Below are 26,339 nucleotides of genomic sequence, written 5' to 3' on the forward strand. Positions count from 1 at the left end.
ATGCCCTGCCTGCCCAGCATCGACCTGCACACGGAGAAAGCGAATGAGCACGACTGTCGCGCAGATTCTCAAGGCCAAGCCGGATTCGGGCCGCACGATCTACACCGTCACCAAGACCGATCTCGTCTACGACGCCATCAAGCTGATGGCGGAAAAAGGCATCGGCGCGCTGCTGGTCGTGGACGGCGACGACATCGCGGGCATCGTCACCGAGCGCGACTACGCGCGCAAGGTCGTCCTGCAGGATCGCTCGTCGAAAGCCACCCGCGTCGAGGAAATCATGACGGCGAAGGTGCGCTACGTCGAGCCGACCCAATCCACCGACGAGTGCATGGCACTGATGACCGAGCACCGGATGCGCCACTTGCCCGTGCTCGACGGCGGCAAGCTGGTCGGCCTCATCTCGATCGGCGACCTCGTGAAGAGCGTGATTGCCGATCAGCAGTTCACGATCAGCCAGCTCGAACACTACATCCACGGCACTCCCGCGGTCACGTCCGCCTGACCCGCTCCAGCGATCCAGCGATCCAGCGAAAAAGGCCCAAACGCACAAGCGTCTGGGCTGAAAGCCGCCGGAATGCGGCGACGGAGGTTCTGCTCCTGCGGGCGAACGACGCGCGCACATGGCACGCGTCTCGTCGATTTGGCGGTGCGCTCGGGCAGACCCGCGGACGTTCAGTTACCGAAATAGACCGAGTTCACGGGATTCGGCGCTTCGCGCGTCATGCGACGGCCGGCCTGTCCGGCACTGGTCGCTACGGCGCCGTAGCCGCTCGTATCTGCGTGCGCAAGCATCGGCTGGTTCGGCTGGATGCGCTGCTCGGCGGCCTGGATGTTGTCCGGATACTGCGAATCGGTTGCCAGCGGCTTGTAGCCGTTCTGTTCGAGTTGCACGAGTTCGGCCTTGACCTGGTCGCGGGTCAACCCCTGCTCGGACTGGGCAAACGATGCGACCGGGGCGGCAAGTACGGATGCGGCGATGGCTGCGTAGATGATCGACTTCATGATTTACCTCCGGAATATGTTCTCTTTTGACGTCGCCTCGGCAGGACTGTCTGAAGCGATTGAATGCAGTGTAGTTCTCGCTACCCCAAGGGGAAACCCTTAGTTTGAACATACAGCGTTGCGATTTTGACAAAAATCTCGCCACTTTTCGCGAATCAACCGCCGCCACTTGCTTCACTGGCACAACAATCACTGACGAAATGCCTACAGCCAAATCACATATACCGAAGGTTGTGTTGTAGAATCGTAAGGTTTTATTCGCCAGTCGATAATCCATTCACCATGTCCGCGCTCACGCCCCTCTCGGTTTCGCCGTCCGGCCCGTCCGGCGTGCGCGCGCGCGCCGGCCATCCGGCGCATCCCCTCGCTCGACGCACGGCCCAGACGCCGCTCGCCCCTGCCCGGCGCCTGATCTGACGGCTCGGTCTCCTCCCGGAGCCAGGTCAGACAGGCTCCGGGCGATCCTCATAGGCACGCCACGCCTGCCCCTGCCGATCATTTGGAGAACTGCCATGAAACAACGCCTTTACCAGTTGACCGAACTCGACGTTGCTCGTCTCGAGAAGCACGCCGAGCACAACCCGCGCTTCCAGGCGATGCTCGATACGCTGCTCGAGCGCGCCGACATCGTGCAACCCGACGCCATCAAGGCAAACGTCGTCACGATGAATTCGCAGATCACGCTGCTCGACGAAGCGACCCAGGAACAAGCCACCTGGACGATTGTTTATCCGGATGCCGCCAATCTCGAGCTAGGCCGCCTGAACGTCTTCTCGCCCGTCGGCATGGCACTGCTGGGTACGCAGCGCGGCCAGATGGTCAAGGTGATGCAGCCGAACGGCGCCGAAAAGCTGATGAAGGTCGCTGCGATCGTGTTCCAGCCGGAAGCGAATGGCGAGTACACGCGCTGAACCGCCGGACGACCGGCGCTGCTGCGGGCATCGCCCGGAATGAAAAAAGCGAGGCCTGTGCCTCGCTTTTTTCATCCCGGCCATGCGAATCGTTGTCATGGCGTTTCGCGCACGAAAAAAAGGCGCCCGAAGGCGCCTTTTTTTGAAGCTGCGTAGCGGGTTACCCCGCCGTCACGCTTAGAAGCGGTGACGCAGACCAACCGTTGCTGCGGTTTGGTTGATCGACGAGCTCGTTGCCGTCGTCGGGTCGCCGTTGTAGATCGACGCGCCGCCTGCGTTCTTCGATGCGCGTTGGTACACAGCTTGTGCGTACACGTCCGTGCGCTTCGACAGAGAGTAGTCAGCTTGCAGACCGAACTGGTTCCAGTGCGCGCTGCTGCCGTCAACCTTCGCGTTCGTGTACGTGTAAGCAGCACCCAGGCCGAGAGCCGGCGTCAGGTTGTACTTTGCGTTGACTTCGTAGTTGTCAGCGCGGAACGTGCCAGCGCCGTTAGCTTGGTTGTCAACACGCGATTGCGTCCACGCTGCGCCAACTTGCGCCGGGCCGAATGCGTAGCCAGCTGCTGCACCGTACGTGCGCAGGCGGCCTTGGCCGTTGAACAGTGCGTTGCTCGAAACAACTGCGCCCGTGCTGTTCGCGTTCGGGTTGTTAGCTTGCGAGTACGCTGCAGCCAGCTTCAGGCCTTGGTACTGGTAAGCCACACCGCCGCTGTATGCACGGTTGTTGCCGAAGTTCGTGTCGTTCGAGAACGAGTACGTGCCGCCGAATTGCAGGCCAGCGTAGTTCGCGCTCGTGAACTTGACCGAGTTGTTGTTCGAGTAGCCGCCGTTCGTGCTCAGGTTGTCGTTGTTGAACGGGTGAGCGAAGTACGTACCACCCCACGTGCCCGTTGCGGTCAGCGGAGCCAGGTAGTCTTGAACGGAGTCATACTGCTTGCCCAGCGTGACCGTGCCGTACTGGCTCGACAGACCGACAAACGCTTGACGGTTGAAAATCGTGTTGTTGCCGCCGTTCGCGAACTTGCCGTTACCGATACCGAAGCCGCTTTCCAACGTGAAGATTGCCTTCAGGCCGCCACCCAGGTCTTCCGAGCCACGCAGGCCGAAACGGCTCTGGTCAATGCCCGAACCCATCGACCACAGCGACTTGCCTTGGCCGGCTGCGTTCTGGACGTTGCTTTGGTAGGTGATGCCTGCGTCCAGCACGCCGTACAGCGTGACGCTGCTTTGCGCGTGAGCGACGGTTGCGAACGATGCTGCAGCTGCTGCAACGATCAGAGTCTTGTTCATTCGTGGAGCTCCCTTCTAAAAAGAGGCAGGTCTCGCGACCTTGTTCATAAACGGTCTGCAACCGCCAGGGAGCGCCATCGGTCCTGCTGGCGGCGCCCGGATAGTTGCCCGTTTGGGAACCGTGAGTTTAGGGGTGTACCCTAGGGGAGCGATCCGCAAATAAAGAAATAAGCTTTTCCAGAACTAGAAATAATGAAAGTGGGGCAGAGTTATAAGTATTTGTTTTGATGTTTGTTTTTGACTTCTTGACGACGGCTTTTTGACCCCTCCCATCGCACCATTCTTTCATGTCATCGTCTTGACGGTTGCATAGAAACAACAAACGGATTCGCCCCGACACCCCGAAACCGGCAATTTTTACATGTTTTAGTCTCAAATACCGGCAGCGAGCGGCGTCCAGACATCAGCCGGTTGAAACGGAAAGGACGGTGCGTGCCGCCGACGCGCCTGCCGCCCGCCGTGACGCACCGTAACAGCCTTAACCGCTCGCGTAACCCGGCCCGCGTACCGGCAGGCTAATGTAAGGCAGCCTCGTAGACAGAACAGGACACGCCATGAATCGACGCTCGCTGCTGCGCGCCATCGGATTGACCGCCGCCCTAGCCGGCACCGGCTGGCTCCGCGCCGCCTTGGCCCAGCCCGCCCCGCCGGTGTACCGGCCGTCCGGCCCGAACCGCATGCCGGGCGGTCCGCCCTACCCGGACCGCCCGGGCTTCGCCCCGCCGGCAATGCGGCACGAGCGCCGCCCGCCGCCGCCCCGGCCGCACGGCTATACATGGACGGCCGGCTACTGGCGCTGGCAGCAGGGCCGCTATATCTGGGTGCCCGGCCGCTGGATCGCGCTGCGCCCCGGGCGTCGGTGGGTGCCCGGCTACTGGCGCCGCCAGGGACAGGTCTGGATCTACATCGACGGTACGTGGCGCTAGGCCGCCGCCCGGATGCAGGCGGTGGAGCGCACGGAACCGGACGGGGCCGCGCCCTTGCGTCGTCGGGCGCGTCAACCTTCACGCCCGGCAGGTGTGGCCGACGTCGTTATCCGGCAACGACGGTGACCGTCCAAACCGGCGCCCGTGCATCCCGCCGGGCCGTCTCGACGATCGACATGCCTGCCGGTCTCCGGCGAGCGCGCCCGCTTCGACCCACCCCTGCCGCCCGTCTGTCGTATGCGCCTCAACGAACGAACGACCGTCGCCGGGCTCGCCATCCGGGCGGCCCTGGCGCATAGCCGCATTCGGGACGAGCGGAGCGCGCCGAAGCATCGGCGACGCCGTCCATCCCGGCGCAATCGTTCGGATGACGAAATCACGCAATGGCGACGTGCCTGCACCGGGCCATGTCTCGTCGCATCGCGCCCGGCTCGCGGCACGACGCCGACGGCAGAACGACTCGGGCGCCCCGCTCAGCACCCACCGCCGTCGGACTCCCGCGCACGAACTCGCGCGGCGCAGATCGCGCGATGATGTTCGTCGGCCCACCGGATCATCGCCTGCATCGGCGTCTGGAACGAGCGCCCGAGGTCGGTCAACGCATATTCGACGCGCGGCGGCACCTCGGCGAACAGCGTGCGGCTGACGAAGCCGTCCTGCTCCAGCCGCTTGAGCGTCCGCGACAGCATCTGCTTCGACACGTCGCCGATCGCGCGGCCGAGTTCGTTGAAACGCATCGTCCCGCCGGACAGCGCCTCGAGCACGAGCAGGCTCCACTGGTCGCCGATCCGGTCGAGGACATCGCGGATCGGGCATGGCTGGTCGAGTTCGACGGCTTCGTCGGCGGGCGGGAACGGCATGACGGGATTCTCTTTCACGGGCAACGCACGGTCAGCGCGGTGTGACCTGCTCACGCGGCGCTGACTTCTTGTGACGGGTTCGCGGCAACTGTACCATTCGGGCGGCCCGGCAGCCGCGCGGATTCGCCAGTTCAACGAAGCATGACGCTGCCGCGCGGCCCGCACGATCGGCGCCGTGACGGTCCGGACCGCGCGGCGGATCCCGTGCGTGAAGACGGCACGCATCGCCACCGCGGTTCCCCCGGCCGCCCTGCCCGGCGCCACCCGCCTGCGCGCAGCGCGCGCCAATCCATGCATCGTCAGACAAGGAACACGCCACATGTCATCGCTTAGCTCCCCCGTTCGCGCCGTTGCCGCGCTGGTCCTGCTGGCCGCGTCGACGGCCGCGCTGGCCGCCGGCCCGGTCACGCGCGACCTGGCCGCCGAAGAAGCCAACCGCCAGCTCGTGCTGACGTTCTACGACCGCTTCTTCAACAAGCACGAGGCCGTCGAGGCCGCCGCCGTCGTCGCGGACGACTACAGGCAGCACAACCCGCACGTGCCGGACGGCAAGAAGCCGTTCGTGTCGTACTTCGTCGGCGCCTTCCAGAAGAACCCGGCTTCGCGCGCACGCATCGTGCGCAGCGCGACCGACGGCGACCTCGTCTATCTGCACGTCCATGCGACCGAGCGCCCGGGCGACCGCGGCGAAGCGGTCGTCGACATCTTCCGCGTGAAGGCCGGCAAGATCGTCGAGCACTGGGACGTGATCCAGCCCGTGCCCGAAACGTCCGCGAACGGGAACACGATGTTCTGACTGTTCTGACACTCGGCGCGCAGCGTCGCCGGCCGCCCGTCGACGAACGATCGGCCGGCCGCCGGGCAAGCGCGCCTGCCCCGTGGCGGCGAAGTCCCCTACAATCGAGCTTCGCCGCCGCACCGGCCGCCGTCCCGCATGACCTCGCCGCCGGCCGTCGCCCCGCCGGCACGCCGTCACATGCGCGGCACGGCCCGCGCGGGCGGCTGTTCGCGCAGACGGTGTCAACCATGAGCCCCGCCCATATTTCCCTGAGCAACGCAGGCGACCTGATCGCCAGCCTCGGCAGCCCGCAGTTTCCCGCCCGGCTTTGGGCGTGGCTGCGCGAAACCGTCGATCCGCACTCCCATTACAGCGTCGCGACGCGCTACCGTCGCGATGCGCCGTCGCAATCGGTCGACAGCGTCGACGTGCTGTTCTTCGCCGGCGGCGACGATCCCGACGGCACACGCCACGCGCTCGATCTGTATACACAGGGCGACTGGCGCTCCGACACGCTGCTGCCGCATATCGAGCGCGCCACCGATTCGCAGCTCGTGTTCTCGTGCAACGAGGAAGTCGACACGGCGACCGAATACGGCCGCCAGTTCGCGCTCGGCGAACTCGGCGAGGACTGCACGCTGCTCGGCAGCGAACGCGACTATGTCTATGCGTTCTCGCTGTTCCGCCGGCGCGGCCAGCCGTCCTATACGCTGACCGAACTGGCGCTGCTGCGGCAGCTCGGCGATTTCGTGCTGCCGCTGCTGATCCAGCATGCGCGGCTCGCCCGCCTGACGCCGCGCCCGGACGACAGCGCGCTGCTGCAGCGGTTCGAACAGCGGCTGTCGGCCGGCAGCGCGGCGCTGTCGCAGCGCGAACGGCTCGTGTGCCGCGCCGTGCTGCTGGGCCAGCCCGTCCCGCGGATCGCCGACACGCTCGCGCTCAAGCCCAGCAGCGTACGCACCTATCTCGGGCGCGCGCTCGCGAAGCTCGGCGTCGCGAACCGGGCCGGGCTGTTCGCCTGGTGCGTGACCGAAACGGAATCACCGGAACGCCACGACCGCTAGACGCCGTCGCCTCGCACCGCCGCCCGCACGGCTTTTGTCGCGCGTTGTCCTCAAAACGACGACAGACAGCCGGCCGCCCCGCTCCTAGTATCTGACTCACCCGACGACAGGCACACGTCGGATGCCACGGAGACACGAAATGCCGACTACCGGATGGACGCCGGCCCGCGCGGCCGCGCGCACGCCGCCCCCTGCTTTGCCGCCACGAACCGGGCAGCGAAACCGGCCCGGCACTCCGGCGGCGGCCGGCCTGCGCCGCCGCGCATTGCCGCTCCCGCCGCGCCGCACCGGCCCGTAACCGCCACCCATCCCATTCCAACCCGACCGGGTTCACGCGACCGGACGAGCCGCTCGGCCCGCCCGCGGGACGCGTGCGCCCGTCGCCCCCCTTATCCGGAGGAGACACATGCAACACGCCGATACCGTCTATCTGAACGGCCTGCTTTACACGGGCGATGCGCAACGCCGCTTCGCGCAGGCACTCGCCACGAAGGACGGCAGGATCGTCGCCGTCGGCCGCGACGACGACATCCGCCCGCTCGCCGGCCCCGCGACGCGCACGGTCGACCTGGCCGGCCGCCTGATGCTGCCGGGCCTCATCGACGGCCACGTGCACCCGCTCGAAGGCCACCAGATCCTCGGCGATTTCGACCTGTCCGGCATCAACGATCCCGACGCGATCCTGCAGCGCATCCGCGCATGCGCCGATGCGACGCCGCACGAACCGTGGGTCTATCTCGGCGGCGCCAACCTCGCCGCGTTCGGCGCGTATCCGACCCGCGAACTGCTCGACCGGATCGTGCCCGACCGCCCGCTGCTCGTGGTCGGCTTCGACGTGCACAGCGGCTGCCTGAACACGAAGGGGCTCGAAGCAGCCGGCATCCAGGCCGATACGCCCGACCCGGCCGGCGGCGTCTACGAGCGCGATGCATCCGGCGCGCCGAACGGCGTCGTCCATGAAGCGGCGTTCTATCGCGTCTGCCCGATCATTCCGCAACTGAGCCCGGCCGGCTACCCGAAGTCGCTCGCGAAAGCGCACGCGATGGCGCACGGATTCGGCATCACGGGCTGGTTCGACGCCCGCGTCGAGGAAGCCGAACTCAAGGCCTACGCCGACGCACAGCGCGCCGGCACGCTGAAGGCGTACATGAGCGCGGGCCTCTATGCGAACCCGCGCCGCGATCCGCGCGAACAGATCGCACGCTTCGCCGGATGGCGCCGCGAGTACGAACGCGACAACCTGCGCCTGCATACGGTGAAGATCTTCGTCGACGGCGTGCCGGAATCGAAAACCGCCGCGCTGCTCGAGCCGTACGCCGGCACCGACGATTGCGGCCTCGCGCTGTGGAGCCAGGACGCGCTGAACGAGATCTGCCTGCTCGCCGATACGGCCGGCTTCGACCTGCACTTCCACACGCTCGCCGACCGCGCGGTGCGCATGACGCTCGACGCGCTCGAATACGTGCAGCGCCGCAACGGCATACGCGACCGGCGCGCGCAGCTCGCCCACCTGCAGCTCGTCGATCCGGCCGACATGAGCCGCTTCAACCGGCTCGGTGCGATCGCGAGCGTGCAGACGCTGTGGACGGCCGCCCGCGAGGAGCAGCAACAGCTCTATCGCGACCTGCTCGGCGCCGAACGTACCGCGCGCAACTATCCGTTCCGCAGCCTGCGCAACGCGGGGGCGATGCTCGCGGCCGGCTCCGACTGGTCGGTCAGCACGATGGACCCGATGCAGATCATCCAGACGGGTGTCACGCACCTGCTGATCGACCAGCCCGACAGCCCGCCATGGAATCCGCACGAACGCCTCGACCTGCTCACGATGCTCGAGGCCTATACGGTGAACACCGCGTATGCGCTGCGCTTCGACGACTGCACGGGCTCGCTCGAGGCCGGCAAGGATGCGAGCTTCGCGATCTTCGATCGCAATCCGTTCGCGCACCCGGTCGAGACGTTCGCGCAGACCCGCGTGATCGAGACGTGCTTCCGCGGCGAAGTCGTGCACGCCGCGCCGGGCTGGGCCGACTGACGCGCGAACCGCGCAGCCGTCAGGCGACGCCGAGCGCCAGCACCTGCTCGGTCGTCAGCACGTCGCCGAACGTGTCCGACAGCGCGGCCAGCGTCGCGCGATGGAGGTCGCGGTGCGACACCGTCGCGCCTCCCGCGAGGTCGAGGTCGCGTGTCGCGCACGCGTCATCGACGACGATCACCGCATAGCCGAGCGGCACCGCATCGCGCGCCGCGCCGGCGACGCACGCATGCGTCATCAGGCCGGTGACGATCAGCGTGTCGATACCGGCCGCCTTCAGGCGCGCGTCGAGGTCCGTCGTCGGAAACACGCTCACCGAGGTCTTCCTCACGACCGCATGATGCGGCGCCGGCTGCAGATCCGCGTGGAAACGGAAGCCGTCGCTGCCGTCCGCGAAGATCGGGCTGCTGGCCGCATCGACGTGCTGGACATGAAAGACCGGGATGCCGGCGCGATCGGCGAACGCGATCACGCGCCGCGCGTTGCCGAGCGCTTGCGGCCCGTGCGGAATCGGCAGGCGGCCGCTGAAGTACTCGTTCTGGAAATCGATCACCAGCAGCGCGGTGCGCGCGGCGGCGACCGACGTCGGCGCGGTGGCGCCGGCCAGGGTCCGGATGGTCGGATGTTGCATGGGTTGCTCCCTCGGTTGGCACGTCGGACGGAACGGCGCGCCGGCCCTGCCGGCGCCGCCTGACGCGGCCTGGGGCCTCCCCGGCCGCGAGGCGCCAGTGTCGGGCCGCGCGGCCTTGCGCGACAGCCGCGCCCGGGACAACGTCCGACAGGATCGGGCCAACCTCCGCGGCCGCCTGCGCCCCTACGACAGCAGGGCCGTTCGCGCACCCGGCCGCGTGCGACCGTACGCGACCATCATCGCGAAGCCGAGCAGGAACCCCGCGCCGCCGACCAGCAGCAGGCCGGTCTCGCCGAACAGCGGCAGCAGGTTCGTGAGCGCGCCCGTCACGACCCACGCAACGGCCATCACCGAGCCCGCGACACCGAGCGCCCAGCCCTGCCGGTCTTCGCTGACGGCGTCCGAGAACGCCGTGTACATCGTCGTATACGCAACCATGTCGAAGCAGCCGACCACCATCGCGAGCGCCCACAGCACGGGCTCGTGCGGAAACAGCGCGGACAGGACCTGGCCCGCGCCCGCGACGAGCAGGCCCGTCTTCGCGATGTCGACCACGCGCCACACGCGCAGCATCGACCGCACGACAACCAGCAGGCCGAACACGAAGCAGAGGCCGATCACGCCGCTGAACAGCCCGAGCCGCGCGCTCGTGTAACCGAACTTCGCCTGCAGCAACAGCATGATGGTCTGCAGGTAGAGCCCGTAGCCGACCTGCATCAGGAAGAACACCACCGACAGGAACGCGACGTCGCGCTGGCGTGCGGCTTCCCCGATGATCCGCAGCGGCAGCAGCGGATCGATGCGCGTATCGCCGCGCGGTGCGGCCGAGTCGCGATACGCCGCCCGGGTCCAGCACGCGCAGGCCAGCGACAGCGCGGCGACCAGCAGGAACGGCGTGCCGTAGCCGAACAGCGGCGAAATCGTGCGGTCGGACGTGACGCCGCCGAGCACCGGGCCGACGATCACGCCCGCGCTGAATGCGAGCGACATGATGCTCATGTTGTAGGCCTTGTTCTCCGGCGTGCTGAGGTCAGTGATGGCGGCCTGCGCGATGCCCTGGCAACCGGCCATCAGCCCGGTGAGCCCGCGGCCGGCCAGCAGCAGCGCGACGCTCGCCTGCCACGCGCCGGCCGCCATCATCGCGTAGCCGGCCGCGAGGCCGAGCACGCACAGCATCAGGATCCTGCGGCGGCCGTAGCGATCGGACAGGTCGCCCATCAGCGACGAGCCGAAGAACATGCCGAGCGGGTAGATCCCGTAGCCGAGACCGAGGTAGAAATTGCGCGCGTGCGCGCCCGCGCCGGCCGGCAGGATGCCCGCGTGCGGATCGCTGAAAATCGCGGACATCATCGGATAGACGAGCCCGAATCCCATCGCGTCGATCGCGATGGCGAGCAGGCAGGGGCCGAGCAACGTGTAATCGAGCCGGGACATGGCGACCTTCAGGACAGAGTGGATGATCGCCCCAGCGTAACGACCGGGCGGCCGCCGCGGTAGGCCGCCGCCCGCGATGCTGATCATCGGCCCGCCCGATACCCGACCCGACGCGCCGCCCTTCACGTCGCCAGTCGGACGATCCCGTACGGATTGAACTTGAAGTCGTCTTCGTCGTGGGCACCGTCGTCGATCAGCGATGCGTCGTGCGCCTGCAACGTCGCATCGATCCCGTACCGCACGATCTCGTCGGCCACGCCGTCGATGACGGCCACCGCGTCGCGATCGCTTCCGCGCAGGCGCGGCACCTGCACGTCCGGCAGGCCGGCCAGATGAAAACCCACGCTTTCGAAGTAGTCGCCCGACGCCAGCGGGCGCAACGCGAACGCCAGCCGGCACACGCGGCTCTGCGCGCGTGCGTCGTCGGCGTCGGTCGCGACCGCGCCCATCCGGATCAGCTCCCGCCAGCGGTGCAGCCCGTGCGCCACGCCCGCGCTCTCGCCCTTGACCGCCACCGCGCCGGCGCGGATCAGCCGGTCGACCAGGAACAGCGCGCCGATCGACGCACGCACGGCATTCTCCCGCGTCATGCGCGGGCCGAGCACGTACAGCACCGACCCGTGCGCGGCGACGGCTTCGTCGTCTGCCGGCGTCCAGGCATCCGCTGCAACGCGGTCGCGACAGACCTCGAACGAACGGCTCATCCGCGCGTCGGGCTCGGCGGCGGAATACGCATCGTCGACGCCGAAGCCCGTCGCGAATTCCGCAATCGCCTCGTTCGCCGCATCGCGCAGGCATCGCAGGTCGCGATCCCCGCCGAGAAAACACAGCACGTGACGCGGCTGCACCTGCGATTCGCCCGACCACGCGGCCCGTCGGTCGGGCTGCGGCGAAGCGGCCGTGCGTGCCGCGCCGCCAACGAACCGTTTCTTCAACCTTGAAAACATTCGCCACTCTCCACGCTGACCTTGCGAACCGCCATCATAGCGGCCCGCGACGGCGCGGAAGCGAACGCATCGACGCGCCCGGCGACGGCATCCGGACCGGGCAGCGCGCCTGCGCGCCGGAACCCGGCGGCAGGCGGCGTGTGCGCGACTACTCGACGCTCAGCTGCTCGCCGCGGAATTGCCGGCGCGCGACCACGCACGGCGCGCCGTCGTGCATGAACACGCTCGCGAGCAGCCCGAACGACGCCGCAAACAGCACGTACCACGCGGGCGCGACGGGCGAGCCGCTCGCGCGCGTCAGCCACGTGACGATGAACGGCGCGAAGCCGCCGAACACCATCACCGCGACGTTGTAGGCGAGCGCGACGCCTGTCGAGCGCGAGCGTGTCGCGAACTGCTCGGCGAGCGTGGTGGGCGCGGGCCCGTAGCAGACGCCGATGATCGCGCAGATCGCGAGCTGCATCACGAGCAGGCGCCCGATGCCCGGCGCCGCGGCCAGCCACGAGAACAGCGGATACGTGACCGTCAGCAGCGCCAGCGTGCCGGCGATCAGCACGGGCCGCCGGCCGATGCGGTCGGATACGATCGCCGCGACCGGAATCGTCACCGTCAGCAGCGCAACCGCCGCCATCTGCACCTTGAACACCTGGTCGAGCGGCAGCCCGAAGGTCTTGTGCACGAACGTCGGCATGTTGACGAGCATCACGTAGAACACCGCCGTGCCGGTGATCGTCTGCCCCATCGACACCAGCACGCCGCGCAGGTTGTCGCGCAGCACGCGCGACACGCTCGCCGGCGGCTCGGCGGCCGAGCGGCTCGCGTCGAGAAACGCCTCGGTCTCCTCCATGTGCCGGCGGATCCACAGGCCGACCGGCCCGATCAGCAGCCCGAGCGCGAACGGCACGCGCCAGCCCCAGCTGTGCAGCGCCGCATCCGACAGCGACTGCGTGGCCCACGCGCCCATCGCGGCGCCCGAGAACACCGCGAGACACTGGCCGATCAGTTGCCACGATCCGTAGAGGCCGCGCCGGTTCTCGGGCGCGCTTTCGACCAGGAACGCGGTCGCGCTCGCATATTCGCCGCCGGTCGCGAAACCCTGCAGCAGCCGCGCGACGACGATCAGGACCGGCGCCGCCGGGCCGATCGTCGCGTACGACGGCGCGAACGTGATCAGCGCGATCGACAGCGTCATCAGGAAGATGATGAGCTGCATCGCGGCCTTGCGCCCCTTGCGGTCCGAATAGAGCCCGAGCAGGATGCCGCCCACCGGACGCATGAAGAAGCCGACGCCGAACGTCGCGAGCGACATCAGCAACGACGCGTACTGGCTGTCGGCCGGAAAGAACAGCCGCGCGATGATGCCGGAGAAGAAACCGTAGACGATGAAGTCGTACCACTCGAGGGTATTGCCGACGACGGCGGCAATCACCTGCCGCCGTCGCGCGTTCCGTCGTGAGTCGCGCATGCTGTTCTCCCGCAGTGTGGTGTCGTGGCGTCGCGCCGCATGCCTGCCGCCCCGCATCGCGGGCATGGACGAATCGGCTGTTCGCATCGCCGGCCCGCGCGAGACGGGCGGGCACCCTGCTCGTCCCGGGCATGACCGGTGTGAAACGATCATAGGGATGCCAAAAAAACGCATCAATTAACGCCCGCGGAAGAAACTTAGCCGGAGATTAAATGTTGCCGCGTCGTGCCCGACCCTGCGAAATGCCCGGGAATGCCCGGAAATGCGCGCATTGTTGCGCTCCCGGTTCTGCGGCAGAATCGTCGGTCGTCCTTCCCGTCGTCCGGATCATGCGCAACCGCATCAACGAAGAGATCACGTTCCGCAAGCTCGAGGTGCTGCTCGCCTTCATGGAGGCCGGCAGCCTCGCGAAAGCGGCCGACGCGCTGGGCGTGAGCACGGTCAGCGTGCACCGCGCGCTGCATACGCTAGAGGAAGGCATGCACTGCGCGCTGTTCCGCCACGAGGGGCGCAACCTGATTCCGACCGACGCCGCGCAGGTGCTCGCCGAAGTCGCGGGCGAAGTGCTCAAGACGATGGCGGACGGGATCCGTTCGACGCGCGAAGCGGCCGGCTACGGCGCCGGCCAGTTGAAAATCGGTTCGCTGTACTCGCTGACTATCCGCACCGTGCCCGAGGTCGTGATCGCGCTGAAGGAGCGCCGCCCCGAGCTGCAGGCCGAACTCGTGCTCGGATCCAACGCCGATCTGCTCGACAAGCTCAGGCAGGGCGCGATCGACGCGACGCTGATGGCGCTGCCCGAGCCGGACGCCGAGATCGAATCGATCGCGCTGTTCGAGGACGAGATGTTTTTCGCGGCGCCGATCGATTCGCCCTATGCGCGACACGGCGCGATCGACCTCCACGCGTGCGGCCACGAACCGTTCATCTCGCTCGGCGACGGCTTCGCGACCCACCAGGGCTTTACCGAAGCGTTCCGCGCGGCCGGCGTCGCGCCGAACGTCGTGATGCGGGTGGGCGACATCTTCTCGCTGATCAACCTCGTGTCGGGCGGCGTCGGCTGCTCGCTGCTGCCCGGCCGCGTGCGCGACCTGTTCGCGCACAAGATCGCGCTCGTCCCGCTCGCCGGGCCCACGATCCGCCAGACGATCGGCCTGAGCTTCCTGCACCGCCGCGAACGCGACCCGAACCTGCTCGCCCTCGCGACCGTGTGCCGGCTGACGGTCAAGGGGCCGAACGCACGGTAGCGCGCACCTCAATACCCCTTCGGCTGGATCGCCGGCGCGCCGGCGGCGCGCGCGGCCCGCCCGCTGCCGCGCACGAAGCGCCGTCCGTGCGGGCCGTACACGCCGTCCGGTTCCGGATACAACATCAGCAGCACGAAATACAGCACCCCGCCGACCGCCAGCGACACCGGCACGCTCAGGTCGAGCCCGCCCGCGAGGTTGCCGAGCGGCCCGACGAACTGGCCCGGCAGGTTCACGCACGACAGCCCGGCGAACGCGGCCGGCAGCCACGCCCCCATCGCCCGCGCGTTCCAGCCGTACGTGAACCAGTAGTGGCCGCCGCGTAATCCGCGGTTGAACACCTGCAGGTCGTCGGCGAGATAGTAGCCGCGACGCGTCACGTAGCCGATCACCATGATCGCCATCCACGGGCAGCTGAACGTATCGATCAGCGTCGAGAACGTCGCCACGCTTTCGACGAGATTGAACCAGAAGCGGCCGACGAAGATGAACGCGATCGCGATCGTGCCGATCAACAGCGTCGCGCGGACGCGGTTCAGGCAGCGCGGAAACATGCTCGATACGTCCAGGCCGGTGCCGTACAGCGCGGTCGTGCCGGTCGACATCCCGCCGATGATCGCGATCAGGCACATCGGCAGCAGGAACCAGCGCGGCGAGATCGCCAGCAGGCCGCCGACGTAGTCGTTCGACGCGATGAACGCGGGCGCCTTCGTCGCGATGATCGTCGCCGTCGCGAGGCCGAAGAAGAACGGTACGAAGGTCGCGACCTGCGCGGCGAACACGGCGCCCATCACGCGATATTTCGGCGTGTGCTGCGGGATGTAGCGCGCCCAGTCGCCGAGCGTCGACGCGAACGAGACCGGGTTGCTCAGCGCGACCAGCACCGCACCGACGAACGCGGCCCAGAAGCCCGCATTGCCGGGCTGCAGCGTGCCCGCGTAATTCATGTCGAACGGCCCGAAAAACGCGAACAGGCCCGCGACGAACAGCACGCTCGCGGCCCATACGGCGATCCGGTTGACCCACAGCATGAAGCGAAAACCGTAGATGCACACGACCAGCACGAGCACGGCGAACACCAGGTACGCCGCGCCGAGCGTGAAGCCGTTGACGGGCACGCCGACCATGTTGTGCGCGCCGCCGACGAGCGCGTCGCCCGAACTCCACACGGCCAGCGAGAAGAACGCGATCGACGTGAGCAGCGCGAGAAACGAGCCGACGATCCGGCCGTGGATACCGAAATGCGCGCCGGACGACACGGGGTCGCTCGTGCCGTTGCGCGGACCGAACAGGCTCATCGGCGCGAGGATGCAGGTGCCGGCGAGCACGCCGAGCACGATCGCGCAGACACCCGCCTTGAACGACAGCCCGACCAGCACGGGGAAGCTGCCGAGCACCGACGTGGAAAACGTATTGCAACCGCCGAACAGCAACCGGAACAGATCGATCGGCCGCGCATGGCGCGATGCATCGGGAATGCGCTCGAAACCGAACGACTCGACCTGCGTAATCCTGCCTTCACCCATTTGTCTCCAGCTCCTCTGGTGCGCCTGTACGGCCCGGAGCTGCGGCCGTGCGACGCATCGTCATCGATTCGCGGCCACTCTAAACCGGATCGCGCGGCGCAAATATCACGCATTCGAGACGTTTACGACGAAGGAGAGCAATGTTTCCCGGCCGGCAGGCGGCCGGTTGCCGCGCCGCCCGGCGCGGCGCGGCGCGGGCGACGCAACGTCAGGGCGCCCGCACCGCCTCGGCCGCCGGCGCGCGGCACGCGCTCAGGCCCCGCTGAACGGCCGGCCGGGCGGCCACGTCGGCGAGCCAGCGCTCGACGTACGGGAAGCCGGACACGTCGAGATCGAGCTCGTCCGCCGTGCGCAGCCACGGAAACGCGGCGATGTCGGCGATCGAATACCGCGACGAGGCGAGATAGGCCGATTCCGACAGGCGGCCGTTCACGACCCCGTAGAGACGCATGGCCTCCTTCCGGTAGCGGTCGATCGCTTCCGCATTGACCGTCTTCGATGCATGCAGGAACCACCAGAGCTGCCCGAGCATCGGCCCGATCCCGCCGACCTGGAAGTGCAGCCATTGCTGGACCGCCGTGCGCTCGGCGAGCGTGGCGGGCTGCAGAAAACCCGTCTTCGCGGCGAGATAGCCGAGGATCGCGCCGGATTCGAACACGGCCAGCCCGGTGTCGCGATCGACGATCGCCGGGATCTTGCCGTTCGGGTTGATCGCGAGGAACGCCGCGCTGCGCTGTTCCCCGCCGGACAGGTCCACGTGCACGCGATCGTGTGCGAGCCCGGCCTCTTCCAGGTAGATCGCGATCTTGTGCCCGTTCGGCGTGTCGGCCGTATAGAACGTGAGGGAGTGCGTCGAGGTCATGTCGGTCCTTGTCATCCGGTTATCATTGCAACTACAATCGTTGCAATTGCAATCCTATGCCGGGACCGACAGCCCCGGCAACAAGCCAGTACTCGAAGGAGGGACATGCAGACTGCGCGATCCGGTCCGCCCGTGCGGACGCCCGACACCCGCCGCGCCGCGGCAGCCTGCCTCGCACGGCTGACGACGCGGCGGCTCGCGCCGCAGGGCCGCATGATGTCGCCGCTCGGCGCGATGCGGGCGGCCGCCGATTGCCTCGAACGCGATACGGCGACGTCGCGGCACGTGTGGATCGTCCGCGCCGATACGCGTGGCGCGTCGGCGGACCCGCGCGCGCATCGCCACATCAGCGCATGGCCGCTGCGATTCCTGGATGCGGGCAAGCGTTTCGAGCGGCCGCTGCTGTACCTGCTGCACGCGCGCGCGATCGACCGGCTGCGGCTGGCGTCGATCGAGACCGTCGATCGCGGCATCCTCGTGAACGATGCCGAAACGGCCCGGTCGTCCTGGCCGAAGGGCGTGACGCCCGACGTTCCCCACTGGCTGGCCGGGAACCCCGCGTGCACGCCGTACGATCCCGCGTCGGGACACGAGGCGATCGCGATCCTGCGCCACGCGCTGCACACGCTCTATGTCGCCGGTCAGCCGGGCTTCTTCTACCTCGCGAGCCATGACGACTGCGGGCCCGATGCGAAGCCGCTATCGGCCGCGGCAGCGCGCGATGCGTTCAACGGCATGGTGCGGGCCGGCCGGCGCGCGGGGGCCGGCGCGGCTGCGCGCATCCAGCTGTGCGGCGCGGGCAGCACGCTCGCGCAGGTGATGGAAGCCGCCGATCTGCTGCACGACGAATGGCGCATCGATTCGACGATCTGGAGCTGCCCGAGCTACACGCGGCTCGCGCGCGACGGTCACGCGGCGGACCGCCGGAACCTGCTGCACCCGTACGACGAACCGTGCATCCCGCACGTACGCGCCCGTCTCGGCGGCGGCGACACGCCGGTGCTCGCGGTGACAGGCTATGCACGGCACGTCGCCGCGCAGATCGGCGCGTTCGTTCCGGCCCGCTTCGCGGCGCTCGGCGCGGATTCGGCCGGCCCCGGCGCGCGCGCGCCGAACGCGCGCTGGATCGCCGCGGTTGCGCTCCGCCTGCTGGCCGACGACGGCCGCGTACCGGCGGAATGGGCCGCCCGGGCGATGCGCCGCGAGGCGGGCGGCTGACGCGCGGGCCGGCCGCCGTTACTTCGCGTCGGCCGCCGCGTCGCGCGCGGCAGCGGTCGCGCGGTCGAGCGCGGCGGCCATCGTCGCCTGCTCCCTGGCGCCGAACTGGCCGAGAAAAAGCTCCGCGACCGTCGACTGATACACCTTCCACATCTTCTTGCGCAGCGCCCGCCCCTTGTCGGTGATGCTCGCATACGCGGCGCGGCCGTCTTCCGCCGAACGGGCGCGCGTGACGAGCCCCTCCTGCTCGAGCCGGTCGACGAGCCGGGTGAGGTTGTAGCGCTCGATCGCGAGCACGTCGGCCAGTTCGTGCATGCGGCGCGTGCCTTCGGGCCCGCTCTCGAGCCCCCACAGCGCGTCGTACCACGCATAGGCGGGCAAGCCGGCATCCGCGAGGCGGCGTTCGATCTCGCGAATCATCGTCCGGTGCGCGCGGACGAACGAGAACCACAGATCGGGTTCGGGTGCGCTCATGTCAGGTCGTTCCTTTCGTTGAATTGCAGTTGCAATTAAATTTTACCTCGATAACAATTGCCCCGATACGATTGCAATTGCAATCGTATGCCCGCCGACCGGCAGGCGCTCCGTCGCGCGACGCGGCGCCACGCGCCGTCGCTCCGCGCTGCCTTATGCTTCTGGAGACACTGCATGACCGCACCTCTCGCACTACCCGACATCGATCCGCAGGAAACCCGCGAATGGCTCGATGCGCTCGAATCCGTGATCGCGCTCGAAGGCCGTCCGCGCGCGCACTACCTGCTCGACCAGCTCGCCGATCTCGACGCGGCGCGCCACGGCGACCTGCACGGCCGCGTGACGACCGCATACGTGAACTCCGTGCCGCGCGAGCGGCAGCCGGCCTATCCGGGCGATCTCGCGCTCGAGCGGCGCCTGAACGCGATGATCCGCTGGAATGCCATGGTGATGGTGCTGCGGGCGGGCCGGCATTCGAACGTCGGCGGCCACATCGCGACCTACCAGTCGGCCGCGGTGCTGTACGACGTCGGCTTCGATCACTTCTTCCGCGGCCGCACCGATAGCTTCGACGGCGACATGGTGTACATCCAGGGGCACTCGGCGCCCGGCATCTATGGCCGCGCGTACCTGGAAGGCCGCATCACCGATGCGCAGCTCGACAACTTCCGCCGCGAGACCGGCCGCGAAGCGGGACGCGACGGGCTGTCGTCGTATCCGCATCCGCGCCTGATGCCGGACTTCTGGCAATTCCCCACCGTGTCGATGGGGCTCGGGCCGCTCACCGCCGCGTACCAGGCGCGCTTCATGCGCTACCTCGAATACCGCGGGCTGAAAGCGCACCAGGGCCGCAAGGTCTGGGCCTTTCTCGGCGACGGGGAAATGGACCAGCCCGAATCGCTCGCCGCGATCTCGCTGGCCGGGCGGGAACGGCTCGACAACCTGATCTTCGTCGTCAATTGCAACCTGCAGCGCCTCGACGGCCCCGTACGCGGCAACGGCAAGGTCATCCAGGAACTCGAGGGCACGTTCCGCGCGGCCGGCTGGAACGTCGTCAAGGTGATCTGGGGCGGCGGCTGGGACCGGCTGCTCGAGCGCGACACGACGGGCCTGCTGCGCCAGCGCATGATGGAATGCGTCGACGGCGACTACCAGACCTTCAAGTCGCAAAGCGGCGCGTACGTGCGCGAGCATTTCTTCGGCAAGTATCCCGAACTGCTCGACCTGGTCGCCGACCTGTCCGATGACGACATCTGGAAGCTGGCGCGCGGCGGCCACGACCCCGAAAAGGTGCACGCCGCCTATGCGCAGGCCATGCGCACGGATGGACGGCCGACCGTCGTGCTCGCGAAGACGGTCAAGGGCTTCGGCATGGGCGAAGCCGGCGAAGGCCAGAACGTGAACCACCAGTTGAAGAAGATGAGCGCCGACGCGGTACGCGCGTTCCGCGACCGCTTCGCGCTGCCGGTCAGCGATGCGCAACTCGACGAACTGCCCTACCTGAAACCCGAACCGGGCAGCGCCGAGGCACGCTATTTCGCGGCGCGCCGCGCGGCGCTCGGCGGCCACGTGCCGGCCCGCTTCCACGATACGTCGCCGCTGCCGGTGCCGCCGCTCGACGCGTTCGACGGCCAGCTCAAGGACAGCGGCGAGCGCGGGCTGTCGACGACGATGGCGTTCGTGCGGATACTCGGCACGCTGCTGAAGGACCCGGCGCTCGGCAAGCTCGTCGTGCCGATCGTGCCCGACGAATCGCGCACGTTCGGGATGGAAGGCCTGTTCCGCCAGATCGGCATCCACTCGCATCTCGGCCAGCTCTATACGCCGCAGGACGCGGGCCAGCTCAGCTACTACAAGGAAGCGAAGGACGGACAGATCCTGCAGGAAGGCATCAACGAATCGGGCGCGATCGCGTCGTGGATCGCGGCCGGCACCGCATACAGCAACCACGGCCTGCCGACGATCCCCTTCTACATCTTCTATTCGATGTTCGGGCTGCAGCGCGTCGGCGATCTCGCGTGGGCGGCCGGCGACGCGCGTACGCGCGGCTTCCTGCTCGGCGCGACGTCGGGCCGCACGACGCTGATGGGCGAAGGGCTGCAGCACGACGACGGGCACAGCCACGTGCTGTCGTCGGTGATCCCGAACTGCGTCTCGTACGATCCGACCTATGCGTACGAACTCGCGGTGATCGTGCGCGACGGCCTGCGACGGATGTTCGCGGAGCAGGAAGACGTCTACTACTACATCACGCTGCTCAACGAGAACTACCCGCATCCGGCGCTGCCCGACGGCGCGGAGGCCGGCATCCTCAAGGGGCTCTATCTGCTGCGCGACGGCGCGGCGCGCGCCGGCGTGCCGCACGTGCAGTTGCTGGGCAGCGGCGCGATCCTGCGCGAAGTGATCGCCGCGGGCGACCTGCTCGCCCGGGACTTCGGCGTGTCGAGCGACGTGTGGAGCGCGACCAGCCTGACCGAGCTGCGCCGCGACGGGCTCGCGGCGGAACGCTGGAACCTGCTGCACCCGGACGCGCCGCCGCGCGTGCCCTACGTGCAGCAATGCCTCGGCGGCCGCACCGGGCCGGCGGTCGTCGCGACCGACTACATGAAGATCGTCGGCGACCAGATCCGCGCGTTCGTCGACGGGCGGCGCTTCGTGTCGCTCGGCACCGACGGCTTCGGACGCTCGGATACGCGCGAGGCGCTGCGCACGTTCTTCGAAGTCGACCGGCACTTCATCGCGATTGCAGCGCTGAAGGCGCTCGCCGACGACGGCACGATTCCGCGTACGCGTGTCGGCGAGGCCATCCGCCGCTACGGCATCGACATCGACAAGGTCGATCCGGCCTCCGTGTAATCGTGCGGCGCGCGGCACGCAGGATCGCACCGGCCTGCCGCGTCGCGCCATACGCTACCGCCCCGCCTGCGCGAGCGGGCCCGGTGCGCGCGCGGCCGTTCCCGACGGCCAGCCGCCCGCGAGCGCCTTGTACAGCGCAACCGTCGACGCGGCGCCGCGCATGCGCCCGTCGGCCGCCGCATCCTGCGCCTGCAGCAGCGTGCGTTGCGCGTCGAGCACTTCGTAGTAGTCGATCGCACCGGCCGAGAAGCGCGCCTGCGCCAGTTGCGCGGCGCGCGCGCTGTCGGTCGCGGCCCGCACCAGATGGTCCGTCTCGTCACGCGTGCGGGCGACGCGCAGCAGTGCGTTCTCGGTTTCCTCCAGCGCCCCGAGCACGGTCTGCCGGTATTGCGCGAGCTGGCCGGCCGCTTCCGCGTCGCTCGCGGCGATCCGCGCGCGCACGCGGCCGACGTCGAGGAACGACCAGTCGACGCCGAGCGCGATCAGGTTCGTGTCGCTGCCCGCACGGAAGAACCCGTAGCTGCTCGTCGCGCTGCCGAGCAGCCCCGACAGCGTGAAGCGCGGAAACAGGTCGGCCGTCGCGACGCCGATGCGCGCGGTCGCCGCGTGCAGCCGCGCCTCGGCGGCCGCGACGTCGGGACGCCGCCGCAACAGGTCGCCCGGCGCGCCGGGATCGACGTCGGCGGCCAGCGCGGGCAGCGGCACCGGCGTGCCCGTCGTCGCCGCCGCCTTCGGCGGATCGAGGCGCCCGATCAGCGCGTCCGGCGTCCGGCCGGTCAGCACCGCGAGCCGGTGCTCGTCCACGCCGATCGCGGCTTCGAACACGGCGATCCGCGAGGTCGTCGATTCGTACTGCGCACGGGCGCGCGCCGCGTCGAGTTCGGACCCGCGCCCCGCGCCGACGCGCGCATTGATCAGCGCGAGCGTCTGCTTCTGGTTGTCGGCGTTCTCGCGCGCGATCCGCAGCCGCTCCTGCGAGCCGCGCAGATCGACGTACGTGCTCGCGACCTCCGCGGCGATCGCGACGCGCACCGCGCGCACATCCGCCGCGCTGGCGGCCGTTTCCGCACGCTGCGACTCGATCGAACGGCGGACGCGGCCGAACAGGTCGAGTTCCCACGCGGCGTTGATGCCGACGCTGGACGTCGGCGTGTCGCGCTGGCTGCGCGGCGCGCCGAACGCCTGATCCTTGCTCGTCAACTGATGGCCGATCTGGCCGCTCGCGGTGATCGTCGGGTAACGGTCGAACGTTGCCTGCGACAGCAGCGCATTCGATGCGTCGTAGCGCGACACGGCAACCTGCAGATCCTGGTTCGCCGCGAGCGCCGCATCGATCAGTTGCGTCAGCGCGGGATCGCCGAAGCCGCGCCAGAATGCGGCATCGGCGTCGGCCGACGCATCGGGCGGCGTATTGGACGATGTATTGGACGATGTATTGGACGATGTATTGGACGATGTATTGGACGATGTATCGGACGACGTATCGGGCTTCGCCGCATCGGGCGGCAGTGCCGGGTGCGCATCGCGCGCGAACCGCGCGGCCGTGGCCGTGTCGGGCCGCCTGAAATCGGGGCCGACCGCGCAGGCGGCGAGCGTCACCGACATCGCGAGCGCGGAAAGACGGAAAACGGCGCTCATCGGTTTTCTCCTTCGAGGGTGCCGTGGTGTTCGCTCCACACGGCCGGCGTGCCGCCCGCGAGCTTGCGGATCGCCACATAGAACACGGGCGTCAGGAACAGCCCGAACAGCGTGACGCCCAGCATCCCCGCGAACACGGTGATGCCGGTGGCCGCCCGCACTTCACTGCCCGCGCCGGTGCCGATCAGGAGCGGCACCGAGCCCGCGACGAACGCGACCGACGTCATCACGATCGGGCGCAGCCGCAGCTTGCACGCGTCGAGCGCGGCTTCGATCACGCCCTTGCCCTGGATCTCGAGCTCGCGCGCGAACTCGACGATCAGGATCGCGTTCTTGCACGCGAGGCCCATCAGCACGACGAGACCGACCTGCACGAACACGTTGTTGTCGCCGCCGGACAGCCACACGCCGAACAGCGCGGCGCAGATGCACACCGGCACGATCAGGATCACCGCGAGCGGCAGCGTCCAGCTTTCGTACAGCGACGCGAGCACCAGGAACACGAGCATCACCGCGAGCGGAAACACGACGATCGCCGCGTTGCTCTGCGTGACCTGCTGGTAGCTGAGATCGGTCCATTCGAGCGTGATGCCCGGCGGCAGCACCTCCCTCGCGATCTGCTGGAGCTTCCCGATCGCCTGCGACGACGACATCACCTTCGGATCGGCGTCGCCGATCAGGCTGGCGGCCGGATAGCCGTTGTAGCGGACCACCGGGTCGGGCCCGTACGCAGGCGCCACCGTCACCATCGAGCCGATCGGCACCATCTCGCCCTTCGCATTGCGCGTGCGCAGGTTCGCGATGTCGGCGGCCGTCTGCCGGTGGCCGGCATCCGCCTGCGCCATCACGCGGTACACGCGGCCGAACAGGTTGAAGTCGTTCACGTACATCGAGCCGAGATAGACCTGCAGCGTGCTGAACAGGTCGGTCAGCGCGACGCCCTGCGCTTTCGCCTTCAACCGGTCGACCTTGACCTCGAGCTGCGGGATGTTCGCCTGGTACGAGCTGACGGGATAGCTCATCCCCGGCGTCTTCGCGACCGCGGCCTGGAACGCCTCGAGCGCGTTCTGCAACGCCCCGTAGCCGAGCCCGCCGCGATCCTCCAGGTACAGCGCATAGCCCGAGCCGTTGCCGAGCCCCTGAATGGGCGGCGGCATCAGCGCATAGGTGATGCCGCTGCCGATCGCCGCGAAGCGCGCGTTCAGGTCCGCATTGATCTGCGCGGCGCTGCGGTGGCGCTGGTCGAACGGCTTCAGGATCACGTACGAGTTCGTGATGTTCGGCGTGTTCACGCCCTGCAGCGCGTTCAGCCCGGCGAACGCCGGCACCATCTCGACGCCCTCGGTGCCCAGCGCGATCTTCGTCATCTGCTCGGTCACCTCGCTGGTGCGCGCGAGCGAGGCGCCTTCCGGCAGCTTCGCGCCCGCGAACAGGTACAGCTTGTCCTGCACGGGGATGAAGCCGCCCGGCACCGCGTCGAGCAGCAGCGCGGTCGCCGCGAGCAGCGCCGCATAGACGGTGAACACCGCGCCGCGCCGCTTCAGCGTGCGGCCGACGAAGCCGTGGTAGCGCTCCGAACTCCGGTCGAAGAAGCGGTTGAACGGACGGAACAGCCAGCCGAACGCCCGGTCGATTCCGCGCGTGAGCGCGTCCTTGGGCGCGCCGTGCGGGCGCAGCAGCTTCGCGGCGAGCGCGGGCGACAGCGTCAGCGAGTTGATCGCGGAGATCACCGTCGAAATCGCGATGGTCACCGCGAACTGCCGGTAGAACTGGCCCGTGACGCCCGACATGAATGCCATCGGCACGAACACCGCGCACAGCACGAGCGCGATCGCGACGATCGGCCCCGACACCTCGCGCATCGCCTGGTGCGCGGCGTCGCGCGGGCTCAGGCCCTGCGCGATGTTGCGCTCGACGTTCTCGACCACCACGATCGCATCGTCGACGACGATCCCGATCGCGAGCACGAGCCCGAACAGCGTCAGCGTGTTGATCGAATAGCCGAGCAGATAGAGCCATGCGAACGTGCCGACGACCGACACGGGCACCGCGACGAGCGGAATGATCGACGCGCGCCAGGTCTGCAGGAACAGGATCACCACCAGCACGACCAGCACGACGGCCTCGATCAGCGTGTGCTGCACCGCGCGGATCGACTCGCGCACGAACACCGTCGGGTCCCACACGGGGCGATACGCGACACCGGGCGGGAAGCGCTTCGACAGTTCGTCGAGCTTCGCATACACGGCCTTCGCGACGTCGAGCGCATTCGCGCCCGGCGACAGGAAGATGCCGACCACCGCCGATTGCCTGTCGTTGAAATACGAGCGCAGCGTGTAGTCGCCCGCGCCGAGCTCGACGCGGGCGACGTCGGACAGCTTCACGACCTGGCCGTCGTCGCCGTTGCGCAGCACGATGTCGCCGAATTCCTGCACCGTGCGCAGGCGGCCGCGCACGTTGATCGAGACGAGGAAGTCGTTTTTCTTCGGCGACGGTTCCGCGCCGAGCTGGCCGGCCGACACCTGCACGTTCTGCTCGCGCACGGCCGCGATCACGTCGCTCGCGGTCAGCCCGCGCGATGCGAGCCGGTTCGGGTCGAGCCACAGCCGCATCGCGTAATCGCCGGAACCGTACACGCCGACGTCGCCGATCCCGGTGAGCCGCGACAGCTCGTCCTTCACGTGCAGCGTCAGGTAGTTGCGCAGGTACAGCGAATCGCGGCTGTTGTCCGGCGAATAGAGGCTCACGTACATCAGCGGGGTCGGCGACTGCTTCTGCGTCGTCACGCCGTACTGGCGCACCTCGTCGGGCAGGCGCGACAGCGCCTGGCTCACGCGGTTCTGCACGCGCACGGCGGCCGTGTCCGGATCGACGCCCTGCAGGAACGTGACGACGACCTGCAGGCTGCCGTCCGACCCGGCGACCGACTTCATGTACATGATGCCTTCGACGCCGTTGATCGCCTCTTCCAGCGGTTCGGCGACCGATTCGGCGATTTCCTTCGGGTTCGCGCCCGGGTAGGTCGCGCGCACGACGACGCTCGGCGGCACGACTTCCGGATATTCGCCGGCCGGCAGCATCGGGATCGAGATCAGGCCGATCGCGAAGATGACGATCGACAGCACGACCGCGAAGATCGGCCGGTCGATGAAGAATCGGGAGAAATCCATCGTGT

The 26,339-nt window shown here is 68.3% G+C and carries 22 protein-coding genes; 10 read left to right on the plus strand and 12 right to left on the minus strand.

Annotation, left to right across the window (positions count from 1 at the left end; genetic code table 11):
* The first annotated feature begins 43 nt into the window (after window positions 1-43).
* On the plus strand, window positions 44-505 hold the full coding sequence (locus tag GQ57_RS09495; RefSeq protein ID WP_031399165.1) for a CBS domain-containing protein: 462 nt from the start codon (window positions 44-46) through the stop codon (window positions 503-505).
* 170 nt (window positions 506-675) lie between these two features.
* Here the strand turns inward: GQ57_RS09495 and GQ57_RS09500 are convergent, their stop codons facing one another.
* The gene (locus GQ57_RS09500; protein WP_034197712.1) at window positions 676-1,005 is read right to left on the minus strand and encodes a DUF4148 domain-containing protein; all 330 of its coding nucleotides are present in this window, start codon (window positions 1,003-1,005) and stop codon (window positions 676-678) included.
* A 512-nt stretch (window positions 1,006-1,517) separates the two neighbouring features.
* Here GQ57_RS09500 and GQ57_RS09505 point away from each other — a divergent pair.
* Complete coding sequence (locus GQ57_RS09505) at window positions 1,518-1,916, plus strand: GreA/GreB family elongation factor (RefSeq protein WP_031399167.1); 399 nt, start codon at window positions 1,518-1,520, stop codon at window positions 1,914-1,916.
* A 177-nt stretch (window positions 1,917-2,093) separates the two neighbouring features.
* On the opposite strand, the gene GQ57_RS09510 is transcribed toward GQ57_RS09505, so the two are convergent.
* Complete coding sequence (locus tag GQ57_RS09510) at window positions 2,094-3,206, minus strand: porin (protein ID WP_034197713.1); 1,113 nt, start codon at window positions 3,204-3,206, stop codon at window positions 2,094-2,096.
* A 554-nt stretch (window positions 3,207-3,760) separates the two neighbouring features.
* On the opposite strand from GQ57_RS09510, the gene GQ57_RS09515 reads away from it, so the two are divergent.
* Complete coding sequence (locus GQ57_RS09515; RefSeq protein ID WP_034197714.1) at window positions 3,761-4,132, plus strand: YXWGXW repeat-containing protein; 372 nt, start codon at window positions 3,761-3,763, stop codon at window positions 4,130-4,132.
* Window positions 4,133-4,605: 473 nt separating this feature from the next.
* On the opposite strand, the gene GQ57_RS09520 is transcribed toward GQ57_RS09515, so the two are convergent.
* Entirely contained in the window at window positions 4,606-4,992 is a 387-nt protein-coding gene (locus GQ57_RS09520) for a winged helix-turn-helix transcriptional regulator (RefSeq protein WP_031399170.1), read from the minus strand.
* A gap of 319 nt (window positions 4,993-5,311) precedes the next feature.
* Here GQ57_RS09520 and GQ57_RS09525 point away from each other — a divergent pair, with 319 nt between their 5' ends.
* The 3 genes from GQ57_RS09525 (at window position 5,312) to GQ57_RS09535 (ending at window position 8,866) form a co-directional block, all read left to right on the plus strand.
* Window positions 5,312-5,788, plus strand: a complete 477-nt coding sequence (locus GQ57_RS09525; RefSeq protein ID WP_031399171.1) for a nuclear transport factor 2 family protein — start codon at window positions 5,312-5,314, stop codon at window positions 5,786-5,788.
* 230 nt (window positions 5,789-6,018) lie between these two features.
* Window positions 6,019-6,834 carry a helix-turn-helix transcriptional regulator gene (locus tag GQ57_RS09530; protein WP_031399172.1) on the plus strand — a complete coding sequence of 272 codons (816 nt, stop codon included), beginning with the start codon at window positions 6,019-6,021 and terminating at the stop codon, window positions 6,832-6,834.
* Between the two features lie 406 nt (window positions 6,835-7,240).
* Entirely contained in the window at window positions 7,241-8,866 is a 1,626-nt protein-coding gene (locus GQ57_RS09535; RefSeq protein WP_034197715.1) for an amidohydrolase, read from the plus strand.
* A gap of 19 nt (window positions 8,867-8,885) precedes the next feature.
* On the opposite strand, the gene GQ57_RS09540 is transcribed toward GQ57_RS09535, so the two are convergent.
* The 4 genes from GQ57_RS09540 to GQ57_RS09555 form a co-directional block, all read right to left on the minus strand.
* A complete protein-coding gene (locus GQ57_RS09540; protein ID WP_034197716.1) occupies window positions 8,886-9,497 on the minus strand; it encodes a cysteine hydrolase family protein in 612 nt (203 codons plus the stop codon).
* 183 nt (window positions 9,498-9,680) lie between these two features.
* A complete protein-coding gene (locus tag GQ57_RS09545; protein WP_031399175.1) occupies window positions 9,681-10,931 on the minus strand; it encodes an MFS transporter in 1,251 nt (416 codons plus the stop codon).
* 122 nt (window positions 10,932-11,053) lie between these two features.
* Window positions 11,054-11,878, minus strand: a complete 825-nt coding sequence (locus GQ57_RS09550) for a hypothetical protein (protein WP_034197717.1) — start codon at window positions 11,876-11,878, stop codon at window positions 11,054-11,056.
* A gap of 148 nt (window positions 11,879-12,026) precedes the next feature.
* Window positions 12,027-13,343 (minus strand): MFS transporter, encoded by a 1,317-nt coding sequence (locus GQ57_RS09555; RefSeq protein ID WP_034197748.1) that lies wholly within the window; start codon window positions 13,341-13,343, stop codon window positions 12,027-12,029.
* Here GQ57_RS09555 and GQ57_RS41500 point away from each other — a divergent pair.
* Both GQ57_RS41500 and GQ57_RS09560 read left to right on the plus strand, forming a co-directional pair.
* Window positions 13,342-13,524 (plus strand): hypothetical protein, encoded by a 183-nt coding sequence (locus GQ57_RS41500; RefSeq protein WP_152601751.1) that lies wholly within the window; start codon window positions 13,342-13,344, stop codon window positions 13,522-13,524. The two genes, GQ57_RS09555 and GQ57_RS41500, sit on opposite strands and share 2 nt — an antisense overlap.
* A gap of 148 nt (window positions 13,525-13,672) precedes the next feature.
* Window positions 13,673-14,590, plus strand: a complete 918-nt coding sequence (locus GQ57_RS09560) for a LysR family transcriptional regulator (protein ID WP_031399178.1) — start codon at window positions 13,673-13,675, stop codon at window positions 14,588-14,590.
* Window positions 14,591-14,598: 8 nt separating this feature from the next.
* On the opposite strand, the gene GQ57_RS09565 is transcribed toward GQ57_RS09560, so the two are convergent.
* Both GQ57_RS09565 and GQ57_RS09570 read right to left on the minus strand, forming a co-directional pair.
* Window positions 14,599-16,116: a purine-cytosine permease family protein gene (locus tag GQ57_RS09565; RefSeq protein ID WP_034197718.1), complete on the minus strand. Its 1,518-nt coding sequence runs from the start codon at window positions 16,114-16,116 to the stop codon at window positions 14,599-14,601.
* A 208-nt stretch (window positions 16,117-16,324) separates the two neighbouring features.
* Window positions 16,325-16,978 (minus strand): glutathione S-transferase family protein, encoded by a 654-nt coding sequence (locus GQ57_RS09570; RefSeq protein ID WP_031399180.1) that lies wholly within the window; start codon window positions 16,976-16,978, stop codon window positions 16,325-16,327.
* A gap of 105 nt (window positions 16,979-17,083) precedes the next feature.
* Here GQ57_RS09570 and GQ57_RS09575 point away from each other — a divergent pair, with 105 nt between their 5' ends.
* Window positions 17,084-18,196 (plus strand): transketolase-like TK C-terminal-containing protein, encoded by a 1,113-nt coding sequence (locus GQ57_RS09575; protein ID WP_031399181.1) that lies wholly within the window; start codon window positions 17,084-17,086, stop codon window positions 18,194-18,196.
* Window positions 18,197-18,214: 18 nt separating this feature from the next.
* Here GQ57_RS09575 and GQ57_RS09580 read toward each other — a convergent pair whose 3' ends face one another.
* Window positions 18,215-18,670, minus strand: a complete 456-nt coding sequence (locus tag GQ57_RS09580) for a MarR family winged helix-turn-helix transcriptional regulator (RefSeq protein ID WP_031399182.1) — start codon at window positions 18,668-18,670, stop codon at window positions 18,215-18,217.
* Between the two features lie 174 nt (window positions 18,671-18,844).
* Here GQ57_RS09580 and aceE point away from each other — a divergent pair, with 174 nt between their 5' ends.
* Window positions 18,845-21,526 carry a pyruvate dehydrogenase (acetyl-transferring), homodimeric type gene (gene aceE / locus GQ57_RS09585; RefSeq protein ID WP_031399183.1) on the plus strand — a complete coding sequence of 894 codons (2,682 nt, stop codon included), beginning with the start codon at window positions 18,845-18,847 and terminating at the stop codon, window positions 21,524-21,526.
* Window positions 21,527-21,580: 54 nt separating this feature from the next.
* Here the strand turns inward: aceE and GQ57_RS09590 are convergent, their stop codons facing one another.
* Together GQ57_RS09590 and GQ57_RS09595 are read right to left on the minus strand one after the other, a co-directional pair.
* Window positions 21,581-23,164 carry an efflux transporter outer membrane subunit gene (locus tag GQ57_RS09590; RefSeq protein WP_034197719.1) on the minus strand — a complete coding sequence of 528 codons (1,584 nt, stop codon included), beginning with the start codon at window positions 23,162-23,164 and terminating at the stop codon, window positions 21,581-21,583.
* Window positions 23,161-26,334, minus strand: a complete 3,174-nt coding sequence (locus tag GQ57_RS09595; RefSeq protein WP_034197750.1) for an efflux RND transporter permease subunit — start codon at window positions 26,332-26,334, stop codon at window positions 23,161-23,163. The genes GQ57_RS09590 and GQ57_RS09595 overlap by 4 nt, the downstream gene beginning before the upstream one ends.
* Window positions 26,335-26,339 lie beyond the last annotated feature (5 nt).

It is taken from the genome of Burkholderia sp. MSh2 (genome assembly GCF_000731655.1).
GTDB classification, from domain to species: domain Bacteria; phylum Pseudomonadota; class Gammaproteobacteria; order Burkholderiales; family Burkholderiaceae; genus Burkholderia; species Burkholderia paludis.